The 15609-nt window shown below is 71.0% G+C and carries 16 protein-coding genes; 7 read left to right on the forward strand and 9 right to left on the reverse strand.

The window, feature by feature from the left end:
• Window positions 1-50 precede the first annotated feature (50 nt).
• The 3 genes from RC2_RS02335 to ygfZ form a co-directional block, all read right to left on the reverse strand.
• The gene (locus RC2_RS02335) at window positions 51-239 is read right to left on the reverse strand and encodes a DUF3073 domain-containing protein (RefSeq protein WP_072681144.1); all 189 of its coding nucleotides are present in this window, start codon (window positions 237-239) and stop codon (window positions 51-53) included.
• Window positions 240-345: 106 nt separating this feature from the next.
• Entirely contained in the window at window positions 346-1017 is a 672-nt protein-coding gene (locus RC2_RS02340) for an MOSC domain-containing protein (protein ID WP_068151664.1), read from the reverse strand.
• The gene (gene ygfZ / locus RC2_RS02345) at window positions 1014-2171 is read right to left on the reverse strand and encodes a CAF17-like 4Fe-4S cluster assembly/insertion protein YgfZ (RefSeq protein ID WP_068151661.1); all 1158 of its coding nucleotides are present in this window, start codon (window positions 2169-2171) and stop codon (window positions 1014-1016) included. Before ygfZ ends, RC2_RS02340 begins: the two co-directional genes overlap by 4 nt.
• A 69-nt stretch (window positions 2172-2240) precedes the next feature.
• Between ygfZ and RC2_RS02350 the strand changes: the two genes are divergently transcribed.
• The 6 genes from RC2_RS02350 to RC2_RS02375 all read left to right on the forward strand — a co-directional run bounded on the left by RC2_RS02350 (window position 2241) and on the right by RC2_RS02375 (window position 9766).
• On the forward strand, window positions 2241-3092 hold the full coding sequence (locus RC2_RS02350) for an aminodeoxychorismate lyase (RefSeq protein ID WP_068151660.1): 852 nt from the start codon (window positions 2241-2243) through the stop codon (window positions 3090-3092).
• 154 nt (window positions 3093-3246) lie between these two features.
• A complete protein-coding gene (locus RC2_RS02355) occupies window positions 3247-4722 on the forward strand; it encodes a cytochrome ubiquinol oxidase subunit I (RefSeq protein WP_068151723.1) in 1476 nt (491 codons plus the stop codon).
• Window positions 4723-4732: 10 nt separating this feature from the next.
• Entirely contained in the window at window positions 4733-5764 is a 1032-nt protein-coding gene (gene cydB, locus RC2_RS02360) for a cytochrome d ubiquinol oxidase subunit II (protein ID WP_068151658.1), read from the forward strand.
• A complete protein-coding gene (gene cydD, locus RC2_RS02365) occupies window positions 5761-7428 on the forward strand; it encodes a thiol reductant ABC exporter subunit CydD (RefSeq protein WP_072680985.1) in 1668 nt (555 codons plus the stop codon). Before cydB ends, cydD begins: the two co-directional genes overlap by 4 nt.
• Complete coding sequence (gene cydC, locus RC2_RS02370; protein ID WP_072680987.1) at window positions 7425-9182, forward strand: thiol reductant ABC exporter subunit CydC; 1758 nt, start codon at window positions 7425-7427, stop codon at window positions 9180-9182. Before cydD ends, cydC begins: the two co-directional genes overlap by 4 nt.
• A 314-nt stretch (window positions 9183-9496) precedes the next feature.
• Complete coding sequence (locus RC2_RS02375) at window positions 9497-9766, forward strand: hypothetical protein (RefSeq protein ID WP_068153447.1); 270 nt, start codon at window positions 9497-9499, stop codon at window positions 9764-9766.
• On the opposite strand, the gene RC2_RS02380 is transcribed toward RC2_RS02375, so the two are convergent.
• Window positions 9754-10395 (reverse strand): heme-binding beta-barrel domain-containing protein, encoded by a 642-nt coding sequence (locus tag RC2_RS02380; protein ID WP_245810927.1) that lies wholly within the window; start codon window positions 10393-10395, stop codon window positions 9754-9756. The two genes, RC2_RS02375 and RC2_RS02380, sit on opposite strands and share 13 nt — an antisense overlap.
• A gap of 325 nt (window positions 10396-10720) precedes the next feature.
• On the opposite strand from RC2_RS02380, the gene RC2_RS19265 reads away from it, so the two are divergent.
• Window positions 10721-12190 carry a cutinase family protein gene (locus RC2_RS19265; protein ID WP_072680989.1) on the forward strand — a complete coding sequence of 490 codons (1470 nt, stop codon included), beginning with the start codon at window positions 10721-10723 and terminating at the stop codon, window positions 12188-12190.
• Between the two features lie 121 nt (window positions 12191-12311).
• Here RC2_RS19265 and RC2_RS02390 read toward each other — a convergent pair whose 3' ends face one another.
• The 5 genes from RC2_RS02390 to RC2_RS02410 all read right to left on the reverse strand — a co-directional run bounded on the left by RC2_RS02390 (window position 12312) and on the right by RC2_RS02410 (window position 15576).
• Window positions 12312-12620, reverse strand: coding sequence for a DUF1416 domain-containing protein (locus tag RC2_RS02390; RefSeq protein ID WP_068153455.1), 309 nt, complete (start codon window positions 12618-12620; stop codon window positions 12312-12314).
• A gap of 2 nt (window positions 12621-12622) precedes the next feature.
• Window positions 12623-13459 carry a sulfurtransferase gene (locus RC2_RS02395; RefSeq protein ID WP_068153456.1) on the reverse strand — a complete coding sequence of 279 codons (837 nt, stop codon included), beginning with the start codon at window positions 13457-13459 and terminating at the stop codon, window positions 12623-12625.
• 47 nt (window positions 13460-13506) lie between these two features.
• A complete protein-coding gene (locus RC2_RS02400; protein WP_068153460.1) occupies window positions 13507-14043 on the reverse strand; it encodes a DUF4395 domain-containing protein in 537 nt (178 codons plus the stop codon).
• A 310-nt stretch (window positions 14044-14353) separates the two neighbouring features.
• The gene (locus tag RC2_RS02405; RefSeq protein WP_072680991.1) at window positions 14354-14800 is read right to left on the reverse strand and encodes a thioredoxin family protein; all 447 of its coding nucleotides are present in this window, start codon (window positions 14798-14800) and stop codon (window positions 14354-14356) included.
• Window positions 14797-15576, reverse strand: coding sequence for an LmeA family phospholipid-binding protein (locus tag RC2_RS02410; RefSeq protein ID WP_068152841.1), 780 nt, complete (start codon window positions 15574-15576; stop codon window positions 14797-14799). Before RC2_RS02410 ends, RC2_RS02405 begins: the two co-directional genes overlap by 4 nt.
• Window positions 15577-15609 lie beyond the last annotated feature (33 nt).

Here is a 15609-nt window from a genome sequence, read left to right on the forward strand (position 1 = left end):
CCCTGGACTTCCAGGGAGTGCCCCGCACGTCATGCGTCGTTATGGGGGAGTCAGCGCCGCCAATCTTCGTACTCGTCGTCCTCGTACCGGGACGGCTCCCGGTCGGCGAGTCCGTTCCGGTGCGAGTCGGGGGAGCCTGCGAGCTCTCGCTGGAGAGATTCGAAGTCCGTCGACGGTGAGCTGTACTTGAGCTCACGTGCAACTTTGGTCTGCTTTGCCTTAGCCCGGCCGCGGCCCATGGCTAACCCCCTCGCGAATAGCGGGGCGGCCTGGGATTTTTTGGCGGCCCCGTCTGATTGTGTGTTCTTCCTGCCCCACACCATAGCCTGCAAATGTCCGCGGCGCTCACACCGGATCGAGTGGCGCCGCGCGTCGTCGCGCCCGCGCCGCCATGTCCCGCGCCTCCCGGTACACGGTGGGCGCGACACCCTCGATGTCCAGCAGGGTCTCCATCGCCGCGACCGAACTGCCGACGAACAGATCACGCACCGTCACGCCGTGGTCGGGGACCCCGACGACCTCGATGCGGTCACCCGCGCCGAGGTGCCCGGGGCGGACGACGCGGAGGTAGGTTCCCACGTCCCCACGCTCGGTGAAGCGCCTCACCCAGCGCGGTTCCTCGGTCCAGCGGGCGAACGTCGCGCAGGGCCGACGCGGAATGGTGACTTCCAGCACGGTGGTGCCGACGGCCCACGTCGAGCCGACGACGGCGTCGGTCACCGGCACACCGGACACCCGGAGGTTCTCCCCGAACCAGCCGGCGGGGACCGGACGTCCGAGCTCGCTCGCCCACCGCTGCGCCTCGGCGTCGTCGTACGCGTAGACCGCCTGATCGACTCCACCGTGGAACTTCTCGTCGATCGAGCGGTCGCCCACGAGTCCCCGCTCCGTGACCTCGACCGGTCCCGCGACGGGACGCTTGTCGATGGCCGAATCGACGACGGCCGGGCGTGAGAGCGGATGAAGCGTGTGCACCACGCAGACGTCCAGGACCCGGCCCGCGGGGTCGGGAGTCACCGGCCACGCAGTCGATCGACGGCGGCGCGTCCGGCCTGGATCGCGGTGTCCGGGGTGTACGAGTCCGGATCGATCGACGCCGCGCAGGGGCCCGCGGTCAGCGCGGTGTCCACCGGGACCGCGCGCTTGATCAGGGCCAGCGCGATCGGGCCGAGTTCGAAGTGGTCCACCACCGTGCCGACGCGGCCGACCGTGCGACCCTCGGCGGTGACGTCGTCACCCGTCTCGGGGCGACCGTCCGCGGACCCGTCGAGGTGCAACAGCACCAGGCGACGGGGAGGCTTGCCCAGGTTGTGCACGCGGGCGACGGTCTCCTGGCCGCGATAGCAGCCCTTGTCCAGATGCACCGCACCGAACTCGGTGACGCCGCCGATCCAGCCCACCTCGTGCGGGATGGTCCGCTCGTCGGTGTCGAGGCCCAGGCGGGGGCGGACCGTCTCCACCCGCAACGCCTCGTACGCCCAACTGCCGGCCTCGCGCGCGCCGGCGACGACGAACGTCGCCCACCATTCCTCGAGGCGGTCGCGCGGGACCAGCACGTCGAACGAGTCGGTGCGCGAGGGCCAGGGCATGCGACGGACGAAACCGGGACCGCCCGGCAGCGGCGCTGCTGTGTCACCCGGCAGCGGCGCTGCGTCATAGGGCATCTCGGGCACCGGCGCCCCCACCGCCCGCAACACCGACGGGGCCTGCGGACCGATCAGGGACAGCACGGCCAGTTCGCCGCCGTCCCGGGGCTCCGCTTTCGACCAGAACACCATCTTGGTGAGGAAGGACAGCAGGGCGGGACCGCGCGACGCCTCGGTGTCGATCCACGTGGTGCCGTCGAGGTCGGTGAGGACCAGGTGGTCCTCGACGCGACCGTTGACGTCCAGGCTGAGGTTCTCCGCCGAGCGGCCGTCGGGCAACGACGCGATGTGTTGCGACGAGATGGTGTGCAGCCAGGTGAGGCGTTCCTCGCCGGTGACGGCGATGACCGCTCGGGTGCTGCGATCGACGACCGCGACCGACATCGCGGCAGCACGTTGCTCGCCGAACGGGTCGCCGTAGTGCCAGGCGGTGCCGTGGTCGGGAAGTTCGGCCGGGGAGGCGACGGCCCCCGGGCGGCCGAGAACGGGAGAGGGCTGGAACGGGCGATCGGAAACGGCGGCCACGTCCTCAGTCTAGGAGCGTGTCGCCACGGGGTGCAGGGGGCGTCGGCCGTCCGGCACTACCCTGACGCCATGAGCTCCCGCGTCGTGGTGACCCTGGCAGGCGACGTTCTCGATCCGACCCGTCCGGTGTTGCACGCCGACGACCTGGGAGCCGTGCGTGGCGACGGTGTGTTCGAGACCCTGTTGGTGCGCGCCGGGAAGGTCTGTCGACTGGACGCGCATCTGGCGCGACTGCGGCGGTCGGCCGCGGCCGTGGACCTCGACGAGCCCGACGTCGACGCCTGGACCCGCGCGATCGGCATCGCCGCGAAGGCCTGGGGCACGGCGGAGGAGGGCGCGATGCGGCTCTACCTGAGCCGCGGCCGGGAGTACGGCGACGGCGGCGAGACCGCCCTGGTGACGGTCTCGGCGTTGCCCGCTCGGGTGGCGTCGGCGCGGTCGACGGGGGTGTCGGCGCTGACGCTGGCCCGGGGGTATTCGGTGGACGTGGCGGACGCCGCGCCCTGGACGTTGCTGGGTGCGAAGACGTTGTCCTATGCGGTGAACATGGCCGCGCTGCGACACGCACAGCGTGCGGGGCGGGACGACGTGATTTTCCGCAGCGCCGAGGGCTACGTCCTCGAGGGGCCGCGTTCCACCGTGGTCGCCGTGACCGACCGGGTCATGACCACGCCGCCCCTCGAGCACGGTGTGCTGCCGGGGACCACCGTCGACGCGCTGTACGACTCCGCTGCGTCGGCCGGGTTCACGTGCCGTCGGGCGCCGCTGCGCGTCGCGGATCTCGTTCTGGCGGACAGTGTCTGGCTGGTGTCGTCGATCACGCTGGCCGCGAAGTTGCACACTCTCGACGACACCGTCTACGGCGAGACGGCGCTCGACGCGACCGTGCGCACTCTCGTCGACACGGCCGTCTCGCCCTGACTCGCCCCGACTCGCCCCGACTCGCGCGGCCGGGGTGACGCGGATCGCTCATGACCGCGGACACAGTCCGTCGCTTTACTACTACGCGTAGTAGTAGCGTCCCGAGTGCAGGCCCGACAGCCCTGACCTGCGGTCCGCGCGAGAGAAGTTGGCCATGGACGCACTCGATGTCTCCCGGTGGCAGTTCGGCATCACCACCGTCTATCACTTCCTGTTGGTTCCACTGACCATCGGGCTCGCCCCGCTGGTCGCGGTCATGCAGACCATGTGGGTGATCACGGGCAAGGACTCGTGGTACCGGCTCACCAAGTTCTTCGGCAAACTCTTCCTGGTCAACTTCGCGCTCGGCGTCGCCACCGGCATCGTCCAGGAATTCCAGTTCGGCATGAACTGGTCGGAGTACTCGCGCTTCGTCGGCGACGTCTTCGGGGCACCGCTCGCCCTCGAGGGACTCGTGGCGTTCTTCCTCGAGTCGACCTTCCTGGGGCTGTGGATCTTCGGCTGGAACCGCTTGCCGAAACTCGTGCACCTGGCGACGATCTGGCTGGTCGCGATCGGCGTCAACGCCTCCGCGTACTTCATCATCGCCGCCAACAGCTGGATGCAGCACCCGGTGGGGGCGATCTACAACCCCGACACCGGCCGGGCCGAGCTGGTCGACATCGTCGCCATGCTCACCAACAACACCGCGCTGGCCGCGTTCCCGCACGCCGTCGCCGGATCCTTCCTCACCGCAGCGACCTTCGTCGCCGGGATCGCCGGGTGGTGGATGGTGCGCAGCGCCCGACGCGGTGAGACCGGCCCGGAGTCCGACGCGCGCAGCATGTTCCGGCCCGCCGCGCGCCTGGCCTTCGTCGTCATGATCGTCTCCGGAGCGGCCCTCGCGGTCACCGGTGACATCCAGGGCAAGCTCATGTTCGACCAGCAGCCCATGAAGATGGCCTCGGCGGAATCGTTGTGCCACACCGAGACCGGCGCGTCCTTCTCCATTCTCACCATCGGCACGCACAACGATTGCGACAGCGTGCAGCACATCGTCGCCATCCCGGGTCTGACCTCCTTCCTGGCCGAGAGCGACACCGGCGCCACCGTGCAGGGCGTCACCGAACTGCAGGCGCAGTACGAGCAGATGTACGGACCGGGCAACTACCGCCCCAATCTCTTCGTCACCTACTGGGCGTTCCGCGCCATGATCGGCCTCGCCGCCGGCTCGGCCGCACTGGCGCTCGCCGGACTGTGGGTGACCCGCGGCGGCCGAATTCCATACCAGCGCTGGTTCTCTCGCTTGTCACTGCTCGCGATCCCGACACCCTTCCTGGCCAACAGTGCCGGGTGGATCTTCACCGAGATGGGTCGCCAGCCGTGGATCGTCGCTCCCAACCCGACGGGCGTCGACATGATCCGGCTGACCGTGGACCAGGGCGTCTCCGATCACCCGGTGGGCCTCGTCGTCGCCTCGCTCGCGACCTTCACCGTGGTCTACGCGGCCCTCGGTGCCGTGTGGTTCGGCCTGATGCGGCGCTACGTGCAGGCCGGTCCGCTCGAGCACGATCGCCACCCGCACACCGACGACACCGAGGACACCGACGACACCGACGACGCGGCGCGCCCGCTGTCGTTCGCGTACTAGGAGCGCAGCCATGGCCACCCCCGAGTTCTGGTTCGTCCTCGTCACCGTCCTGTTCGTCGGCTACTTCGTGTTGGAGGGCTTCGACTTCGGCGTCGGCATGCTCATGCCGGTCCTGGGACGTGGCGCGAGGGCGGAGACCACCGAGAAACGACGACGCGTGGTGCTCAACACGATCGGCCCCGTCTGGGACGGCAACGAGGTCTGGCTCATCACCGCGGGCGGCGTCCTGTTCGCCGCCTTCCCCGAGTGGTACGCCACCCTCTTCTCCGGGTTCTACCTGCCACTGCTGCTGATCCTGGTCGCCCTGATTCTGCGGATCTGCGCCATCGAGTACCGTGGGAAGATCGACGACCCGGTCTGGCGCCGACGCTGCGACCTGGGCATCGGCATCGGATCCTGGGTGCCCGCCGTGCTGTGGGGTGTCGCGTTCGCGAACATCGTGCGCGGCGTGGCCGTCGACGAGAACAAGAAGGTCGTGTCCGGACTGCTCGACCTGCTGACGCCGTACGCCCTGCTCGGCGGCGCGACGACGGCACTGCTGTTCCTGTTCCACGGCGCGGTGTTCGTGGCGCTCAAGACGTCCGGCGACGTGCATCGGGACGCCGCCGCGCTCGCCGGGCGACTCGCCCTGCCGGCGACGGCCGCGACGGCCGCATTCGCGCTCTGGACGCAAATGGCCCACGGCAAGACCTGGACCTGGTGGCTGGTCGGCGGCGCGGTGGTCGCGCTGCTCGCCGCCGTCGTCGCCGCGCGCGCCGGTCGGGAGGGATGGGCGTTCCTCGGCACCACCGTCACCATCGTCGGCGCCGTCGTCCTGCTCTTCGCGTCGCTGTTCCCCGCGGTGCTCCCGTCGACCCTCGATCCGGCCTGGTCGTTGACCGTCGAGAACGCATCGTCGTCGGCGTACACGCTCCGGGTGATGGGGTGGGCGACGGTGATCGTCGCGCCGGTGGTGCTCGGGTACCAGGCGTGGACGTACTGGGTTTTCCGGCGCCGACTGTCCGTCGCCGACATCCCCGACTCGATCGGCCTCGCCCGATGACGCGGCGTCGGCGCGGCCCCGTCGACCCGCGCCTGTGGACCAGGTCCGCCGCGGGTCGCCGCTATCTCGTCGCGTCGACGGCACTGTCCCTGGTCACGACCGTCTGCGTCGTGGTGATCGCGATCGCGGTGGGCACGATCCTCGCGGGTGTGGTCACCGATCCGCTCCACCGGACGCCGGGGGCGTGGACCGTCGAACTGTCGATTCTGGGTGTCGCGGTGGTCGGCCGCGTCCTCGCGACGCTGCTGCGGGCGCGCATCGCGCACCGGTCGGCGACGCGGGTGGTGCAGGACCTCACGGCCGAGGCGCTGGACGCGGCGGCGCGGATTCCCGAGCGACGCCTCGCCGACCGACGCGCCGAGTGGACGACCGTGCTCACGCGAGGACTCGACGGCCTGCGCCCCTACCTGATCGACTACGTCCCGTCGCTGCTCCTCGCCGCCACGGTGACTCCGGCGGCGCTGGCGGTGGTGGCGTGGTTCGATCCGCTCTCCGCCGTCGTCGTCGCGGTGACCCTGCCGACGATCCCGGTGTTCATGATCCTCATCGGCCGGCTGACCGAAGGACGCTCGCGTCGCACGCTGGACGCCACCGCCGCGCTGGCCGGGCGGCAGCTCGACCTGCTCGCCGGTGTCCCGACGCTCCGGGCGCTCGGACGGGAGCGAGGCCCGGAGGCCCGCGTCGCCGAGCTCGGCGATCGCCACCGCCGCACCACGATGCGCGCGCTGCGCACCGCGTTCCTGTCCTCGATGGTGCTGGAACTGCTCGCGTCGCTGGGGGTCGCCCTCGTGGCGGTCACCATCGGTCTCCGCCTGGTCCGCGGCGAGATGGAGCTGGCCCCCGGCATCGTCGCGTTGATCCTCGCCCCGGAGATCTACTTCCCGCTGCGCGCGGTGGGCGCGGCCTTCCACGCATCGGAGGACGGCGCGGAGGCCGCCGATCGCGTGTTCGCGCTCCTCGACGAGGATGCGGACCGGCGTCGTACGGGGTCCGTCGATCCGCCTGTGGCGCACCCGCTTCGGTGGCACGACGTGACCGTCGACGGGCGGGACGGACCCGCGCCCGACGGGCTGTCCGCCGAGTGCCGGCCCGGCGAGGTCACCGTGCTGACCGGACCCAACGGGTCCGGCAAGTCGACCGCGCTGGCCGTTGCCCTCGGCCTCACCGATCCCGACCGCGGGCACGTCACGGTCGGCGACGTGAACCTCGCGGACCTCGACCTCGAGCGGTGGTGGGCGTCCGTGGCCTGGCTGCCCCAACGTCCCGCGATCACGGCCGGAACCATCCGCGACAACGTGTGGTGCGACGACGACGAGCTCGTCGCCTCGGCCGCGTCGACGACGGGTCTCGACGCCGTCGTGGCGTCGGCACCGAACGGGTGGGGGACCCGACTGGGCGACGGCGGCGACGGCCTGTCGCTGGGGGAGAGGCAGCGTCTCGCCCTGACGCGGACCCTGGCGTCGTCGGCGCCGGTCCTGCTGCTCGACGAGCCCACCGCCCATCTCGACTCCGACAGCGCCGCCGCCGTTCTCGCCGCGCTGGTGCGGCTCGCGGACGAGGGACGCGCCGTGGTGATCGTGGGTCACACCCCCGACGTGCTGGCCGCCGCGGATCGGATCGTGACCGTGTCGGCTCCGGCCGCACGTGCGGTGAGTTCGCGATGACCGACCTGCGCCGGGTGCTGGGCCTGGCCACCCTGGACCGTCGCCGCATCGCGTGGGCCGTGCTGGCCGGCGTCGCGACGCTCGGCAGCGCGCTCGCCCTCTCGGCGCTGTCCGCGTGGCTGATCCTGCGGGCGTGGCAGATGCCGCCCGTCCTGCACCTGACCGTCGCCGTCGTGGCGGTTCGCGCACTCGGCATCAGCCGCGGCATCTGCCGGTACCTCGAACGTCTCGCGACGCACGACGTCGCATTCCGCGGCACCGTCGCGCTGCGGGCCGCGCTGTACCGCGCTCTTGCACAGAGCAATTCGACGGCGGCCTGGCGGTTCCGGCGCGGAGACCTCGTCGTCCGGACCGGTGAGGACGTCGACGCGATCGGTGACGTCGTGGTGCGCGCGCTCGTGCCCGCGGCGGTGGCCGCTGTCCTCGCCGTCGCGTCGGTGACGCTGCTCGCCGTGTTCTCGCCGACCGCCGCGGTGATCCTCGCCGGGTGTCTCGTCCTCGCGGGGATCGTCGCGCCGATCCTCACCGCCCGTGCACAGACCGACGACGACGCCGATCACGCCCGCGCCCGGGCAGAGGCCGCGGCGTCCACCGTCGTGGCGATCGAGTCCGCCGCGGAGCTGCGCGTCGCCGGTCGGCTGGCGGGTGTCCGTGCTCGCGCCACGGCCGCCCGGCGCGATGTCGCGGCCGCGGAGGATCGCGCTGCGCGCTGGTCCGCTCTCGCCGCCGCGGCGGGCCCGCTCGCGACGGGCATCGCGGTCGTCGGATCCCTGATGGTCGGGACGACCGCCTACGGGTCCGGCACGGCCTTCGCCGGTGGTACGTCCCCGATGTCGCTCGGGATCGTCGTCCTCGTGCCGTTGGCCGCCTTCGAGGCCACGTCGGTCCTCCCCGCCGCCGCGGTCGCCGTGGTGCGAGGCCGACTCGCGGCGCGGCGCATCGTGGGCCTGCTCGACCATGATCCCGCGGACGCGGGGTTGCGCGGAGCCGGTGTGCACCTCACCGCGGCGCGGCCCGAGTTGGTGCTCGACGGCGTCGTCGCCGGGTACGCGAACGGCCGCCGGACCGCGCCGGTGACGGCGACGATCGGCGCCGGGGAGCGCGTGGCCCTGGTGGGCCCCAGCGGGGTGGGGAAGACCTCGATGGCGTTGACGGCGGCCGGGCTGCTGCCCGCGCGGGCCGGCACGGTGCGCCTCGGCGACGCCACCTCCGGTCGGCACGCCCTGTCCGACCTCGACCCGGCCGACGTCCGCGCCGCGGTGACCTGGTTCGCGGAGGATGCGCGGGTCTTCGAGACCACGGTGTTCGAGAACCTCAGGGTGGTGCGGGGTGACCTCACCGCGGAGGAAGCGCTCGCCGCCCTCGACGCGACGGGACTCGGCACGTGGGTGCGCGCACTACCCGCCCGCCTCGACACGGTCCTGGCCGGCGGTGATCGATCCCTGTCGGGAGGTCAACGACGCCGGCTGCTGCTGGCGCGCGTGGTGGTCTCCCGCACGCCCGTCGTGATCGTCGACGAACCCACCGAACACCTCGACGACGCGAGTTCGGCGCGCCTGCTCGGCGCGTTGCTCGACCCGCGGTCCGGACTGCTCGATCCGGCGACCACGGCCCTGGTGATCACCCATCGGCCGGTTCCGGCCGGGGTCCGCACCGTCACGATCGGCGAGGAACGCCGCGATGCCGACGGGGTCGGCGCGGGCCGTGTTCACCCCGAGAAAAAGTCGTTGCCGACCCCGCTCGGTCGGGCGTAGCGTCGTCGGTACACGAGAGAGGAGGTGGTTCGAAGTTGTATGACTTATGGACACGTGAGGTGGCTGCCCGCTAGCCGCACCCGCTGACGGTATTCACCGGAATCTCCGCGCGAGCGGCGGGCGAATACCAGGTAGCTACCCGGCCCCCGAGCCCTCGGTCCGTCCAGACCGAGACCCGGTGGCGCGTCCCTCCGGGACGCCCACCCGGTACGGCTCGGGGGCCGCTTCATGTTTCGGGGTGGTCCCGCTGTGCGCGATCATCGGAGACCGCGCAATCGCCCACCTGCCGTGCGCGGGTGTGTCACGCTCGTCCCATGAGCGCCGACGAGAAGCAGACCCCCGAAGAGACCCCGGAGAAGACCGACGAGACGGTGGGACCCGAACTGTCACAGGAGGATCTGGACCGCGCCGGGGAGAAGATGGACGGCCTCAACGATCGTTACGAGACCGGCGCGCGCGAGACCGTGACGCTGCCGGGGACCAACGGCACGGTGTCGGGGACCGCCTTCGCCGACATGGTCGACGAAGACGGGAATGCGAAGAACGAGAGCGGCGAGCGGACCGAGGACGATCAGCCCGCGTAGCGCTCCAGGCGCGCGGACAGCCGGGGGGCCAGGTCGCCGTCGGGTCCGACGCGCTCCTCGACGTAGGCCAGATCGCCACCCTCGACGATGCCGTACAGCCGCTTGGCTCCGCCCACCAGGGCGGCGGACGTACTGCGAATCACGACGTCGGTGGCCAACTCCCAGGACGACTGGTTCCGAGCGTGACCGTAGTAGAGCTCGACCACACCCGACGAGTGGGTGAGGAGCAGTTCGAGAGTCTCGGGGTTCTCGGCGCCCGCGGCGTCGCTACCGCTGACGCGCCAGAAACCGGACTCCCGCAGATCGGGCGACGCGTACGCACCGTCGTCGGTCAACCGCCAACTGCGGGACTCCCACACGAGGTACGGGCCGCCGTCGTGGCTCACGACGACCTGTTGACCGAACCGGTAGTCACCGTGCTCGTCGTGACCCTCGCCCTCGCCGCGCCACACCCCGACCAGTGGAAGAAGCGCCAGCATTGCCGGCGAGATGTCCTCGCCCAGGCGGAGGTTCGCCGTGTCGTCGGGCGCGGGCAGATCGGGCAGCGACGGAATGTTGCGCGTCGCGGTCTGCTTGGCGCGCTCCTCGGCGCGAGCGACCGCCTCGTCGCCGCTCAGCCGATCGCTCACGACTCGTCGGTGACCAAGCGGTAGACGACGTAGAGCGAGAACCAGGCGATGAGGATCGACGCCAGTACCAGGAGTACCTCGAAGAAGATGACCACGTGTCCAGTGTAGACACCCGTGGTCGGGCCGCCCGGCGGAGGTGGGTCGAGGCGACTCCTCCCCCGAGACGGACGGTTCGAAGCACGAGGCGCGAACGTTGTGTCATCTGACAAATCGGCTCGCATCCGTCGTCCCGTCATCTCTCATAGGGTTCGAACCGATCGGGCAGTACGCCCGGCCGCGGGCCGGTTCGTGCCCGAGGTGAACCCCGGAAAGGACGATCGGTTCGATGCGCGTGACGAGGACGTGGTGGACGGCGGCGGGACGACGAACGGGGGTCGTCGCCGCGACACTGCTGCTGTCGGCGGGGAGCGCGACGGCGCTCGCGGCGCCGGTCACGCCCTCGGATCCCCTGGGCCTCGGCGACGACCCGGTGGAGTCCGTCCTCGACGTCTTCGGCGCCGGGACGAAGGTCGACGTCGATCCCCACAACTACGCCCTCGACTGCCCGGACGTGCTCATCGTCGCCGTCACGGGGGCCACGGACTCGGAGTCGACTCGCAATCCGCTCGACGAGGTGGACCGGCTGCCGTGGTCCAACTGGACCGGCAACGTGACGGTCCCGACGGGGGAGGCCAACGCCGATCACCCGGGGCGCGTCGGATGGGTCTACGTCCCGTACGCCTCGACGTACGGTGTCGACCCCACAGCGATCGTGCCCACGTACCAGGAGTCGGTGCGGGAGGCTCTGGCCGGCACCAACCGGTTCCTCGAGGAGAACAAGGCGAAGTGCGGCACCTCCACCAAGTTCGTGCTGCTCGGGTACAGCGTGGGCGCCGAGGTGATGCAGCGCGTCGCCCTGGACATCGGGTCGCGTCCCGCCACCGCCTCGGTGACCAGCGACGACATCGCGGGCGTCGCTCTGGTGGGTGATCCCTACCGACCCGCCGGCACGCCGTCGCTCGGACAACCGGGACCGTCGGGCGGCGGGTTCATGTCGTCGGAGCCGAAGGACTACGGCACGCTCGCTCCGAAGATGCAGTGGTTCTGTCGGCCGGGGGACATCGCCTGCGACTCCCCGCTGCGGCTCGGCATCCTTCCCCTGGCGATGAACGTCTTCGGACAGATGCACTTCACCTTCGCGGCGCCCGGCCTGCTGGTCACGGACTTCGCCGCCGCGGCCTCCGATCTCGCGGCGCGCACCATCGCCCACGTGTTCACCGATCCGGACTTCGCCACCTCGGACGAGTCGGTCCTCGACGTGATGCTGCGCGTGTCCGACCGGACGGAGGACACCAGCCCCACCCCGCCGTTGCCGTCGCCGCAGGAGGTGTCCGACGCCGTGCAGTGGGCGCTCGGTCCCGGCCGACCGATCGTCGAGGCCAAGCTCGCGGCCGAAGCGAAGGGATTCGCCGAGGACAACGCCGACATCCCGCAGCTGTGGGAGAAGCCGTACCTCGAACTCGGATTCCTCCAGCACCTCTACTACTGGGACAACTTCCCGAACAACGGGCGTGACTGGGAGAGCGAGCGCATGATCCGCTGGATCACCGACCTCGCCCGAGAGCAGAGCGAGGCTCCGCCCGCTCCCGCCGCGCCTCCGGCGCCGGCCGCCCCGTCGGAACCCGCTGCGCCGCGGGTGATTCCGCCGATCAATCCGGGCCACCTCGCGCCGCCGGCGCCGGAGCAGAAGTCCGTTCCGACGACGTTCGACGAGATTCTGAAGTCGCTCGGCATCCCGGCGGAGCCGGGTAAATAGCACGAGCCCGGCGGAGCCGGGTAAATAGCACGAGCCCGGCGGAGCCGGGTAAATAACGCAGCAGCCCCGCCCCGAGATCGGGGCGGGGCTGCTGTGGTGTTCGAGCTGCTGGGGGTTCGGGCTACTTGCTGACGAGCACGTCGGCGCTGTGGACGCCGGCGGACTCGGGGGCGATGCCGGCCGTGCCGTTGCCGGTCGAGGACAGCGCGCGCAGCGTCCACGTGCCGGGGGCCGCGAAGAATCGGAAGTCGCCAGTCCCGGAGGCGACCACCTCGGCGGTGAACTCACCGGACGCGTCGAGCAGTCGCACGTACGCGCCACCGACGGGCTGCTGGTCCTCGGCCGAGAGGACGCGACCGACGATCACGGTCTCCTTCTCGACGTCCACTCCGGCGGGCAGGGTCTGTCCCTGAACGGGTGCTCCGCACATGGTCAGCGCACCTCCAGCTCGATGGGGGCACCGACGAGGGAGCCGTACTCGACCCAGCTGCCGTCGTAGTTCTTCACATCCTGCTTGCCGAGCAGCTCCTTGAGCACGAACCAGGTGTGGCTGGAGCGCTCGCCGATGCGGCAGTAGGCGATGGTCGCCTTCTCGTCGTCGTAGCCCTTCTCCTTGTACAACGCCTCCAGGGCGTCGTCGTCCTTGAAGGTGCCGTCCTCGTTGGCAGTGGTGCTCCACGGGATGTTGATGGCGGTGGGGACGTGGCCGCGCTGCTGCGCCTGCTCCTGCGGAAGGTGTGCGGGGGCGAGGATCTTGCCGGAGAACTCGTCGGGGGAGCGCACGTCGACGAGGTTCTTGGTACCGATGGCGTCGATGACCTCGTCGCGGAACGCGCGGATGGACAGGTCCGGGGTCTGCGCCTCGTAGTGGGTGCGCTCGCGCTCCACGGTGTCCTTGGACAGCGGCCGACCGTCGAGCTCCCACTTCTTGCGGCCGCCGTCGATGAGCTTGACGTCCTGGTGGCCGTAGAGCTTGAAGTACCAGTAGGCGTACGCGGCGAACCAGTTGTTGTTGCCGCCGTAGAGGATCACGGTGTCGTCGTTGGCGATGCCGCGCTCGGAGAGCAGGTCGGAGAACTGCTTCTGGTTGAGGAAGTCGCGACGGACCGGGTCCTGCAGATCCTTCTTCCAGTCGAGGCGCACGGCGCCCTCGAGGTGACCGCCGTCGTAGGCGCTGGTGTCCTCGTCGACCTCGACGAACACGGTCTTCGGGGCGTTCAGGTTCTGCTCGGCCCAGTCGGCAGAGACCAGGACGTCGGAGCGGGCCATGGGTTTCCTTTCGGTGATGCGGTCGGTGCTCGGAAGGTGAAGTCGGGTCAGGACGGAACTGCGGTGGTGCGGGCCGGGAGGATCCGGCTCGCGAGCGGGTAGAGCTTGCAGCCCAGGCAGAGGCCGAAGGCGGCGTTGAGGATGGCCGCGATCAGGGCGAAGCCGGTGGCGACGAAGCCGAGGGCCGGGACGGCGACGGCGAAGCCGACGGTGCCGACGAGGGCGAAGACGAACCCGACGGCCTGGGCGAACTTCAGCGGCGGGACCGGCTCGGTCTCGCTCACGGGACCGAGGCGCGGGGCGACCAGGGCGCGATGCACGACGCCGTAGGGGTGCCCCGCGGGTCCACGGATCGCGCCGACCGCGAAGACGACGGCCTGGATGCCGAGCAGGACGGCTGCGGCGATGGCACTCGCGCCGGCGAGGAGGAGGACGACGGCCAGCACGGCGGTGGTCACCCAGGCGACGGTGCGGGGACCGCGGACGTCGACGCGGGGGACGGGCGAGGTCGAGGCCGACCGGGACGCCGGGTGGGAATCGGAGTGGGAATCGGAGTGGGACGGTTCCGTGTGGTGAAGGGACACTGCGGGATGCTCCTGCGGGATGGGCTGCGAACCGGGAGGGGACACACGGCCGTGCGGCGGGTGTCGGGGGTGGCTCGTCCGTGGGGCGCCGGGCCGTCGCGGGAGGGGCCCGATCGGGGCGCGTCGCACGCGAGTGCGGTCGGCGTGGAGAGCCGGTGATTCAGCGGCAGCGGCAGCAACAGCCGCCGAGGCGGCACAGATCCACTGTGCGGCGTCGGGTGAGCAGAAGCTCGCGGCTGGCGATCACGGCGCCCATCGTACGCACGTCGTCGCCGTTCCGGCAGCGCGGGTGGTGACGACCGTCTCCCGCTCAGCCCTGCTCGGGCGCCGTGGCGGCCAGGACGGCGGCCCGCAGATCGGCCGACCCGGGCACGCCGGAAGCACGGAAACGCTCGCGCAGATCGCCGTCGAGCACGACGGTGGTGGGCAGCGACATGACGCGGAAATCGCGGGCGAGGTCGGGGTTCTCCTCCATGTCGACCTCGACGTCGCGGACGCGGAGGCCGTCGTCGGTGAGGGCCTGCACGCTCGTGGCGACCACGCGGCGCACCGCACTGCAGGGTCCGCACCACTCGGCGGAGAAGTGCAACACGGTCACCGACCCCGCCGCGGCACCCGCGGCCGTCAGGGCCTGTCGACGGGACGCGTCCGGCCCACCGCCGCGGCCCGCGCGGACGGCCCCGTCGCGTCGCCGGACGATCAGCCCGATCAGCACCGCGATCACCACGACCGCGAGGAGCACGAGGATCCCGGTCACGAGGTCCTGATCTCGCTCAGGTCGACCGTGACGTCGTCGGCTTCGCCCTCGATGACGATCTGACCGCCCTCGGCGGTGACCTCGGTGGGGCGCAGACCGAAGGGCAGTTGCTGCTCGTCGATGGTGCGCGTGAAGAGTCCGAGCACGGCCGGTTTCAGGAAGTCGGGGATGGTGTAGTCCGCCCTGCCCTCCGGGCCGAAGTACAGGTCGGTTGCGACGATGGACACACCACGGCCGTCGAGCCGGAGTTCCGCGGTCACGCTGACGGCGGTGTCGACGGGTCCGACCGGGACGGTTCCGGACAGGACCACCGCGCCCGCCGTGGTCTCGCCCGAGCCGCCCGAGCCGCCCGTGCCGTCGGACCGGTCGGCGGGCGGTGCCGAGACCTGCAGATCGGGAATGTCCAGGAACCGACCGAGGTCGGTGGCCTCGATCCGGACCCGGGCGTCGAGTTCGCCCACGGGCACCGTGCGCACGGCACCGTCGACCAGATCGGACGGCGGAATGCGCACGTCACGCAGGGTGGCCTCGATCGTGGTCTTCTCGACGTAGGGCGTCGGGACCTCGCGGGCGCGAATCTCCACGCGGGAGTACCGGCCGTCGGCGAACTGCGTCAGGAACGGGAAACCGTGGACGGTGACGTCGGGATCGGCGACGAGATCGCCGCCGTCGCGCAGCGCCCGCGAGACGCGGTACTCGGCGTAGGCCGCGGCGCCGAAATCGACGGCCAGGAGAACGGCCACCAGGGCAACGAGCCCGACGGTCAGTGTGCGCACTGCGGTCCTTCCTCTTCGGCCGTGCACCCGTCC

Source organism: Rhodococcoides corynebacterioides NBRC 14404 (assembly GCF_001894765.1).
GTDB lineage: Bacteria > Actinomycetota > Actinomycetes > Mycobacteriales > Mycobacteriaceae > Rhodococcoides > Rhodococcoides corynebacterioides.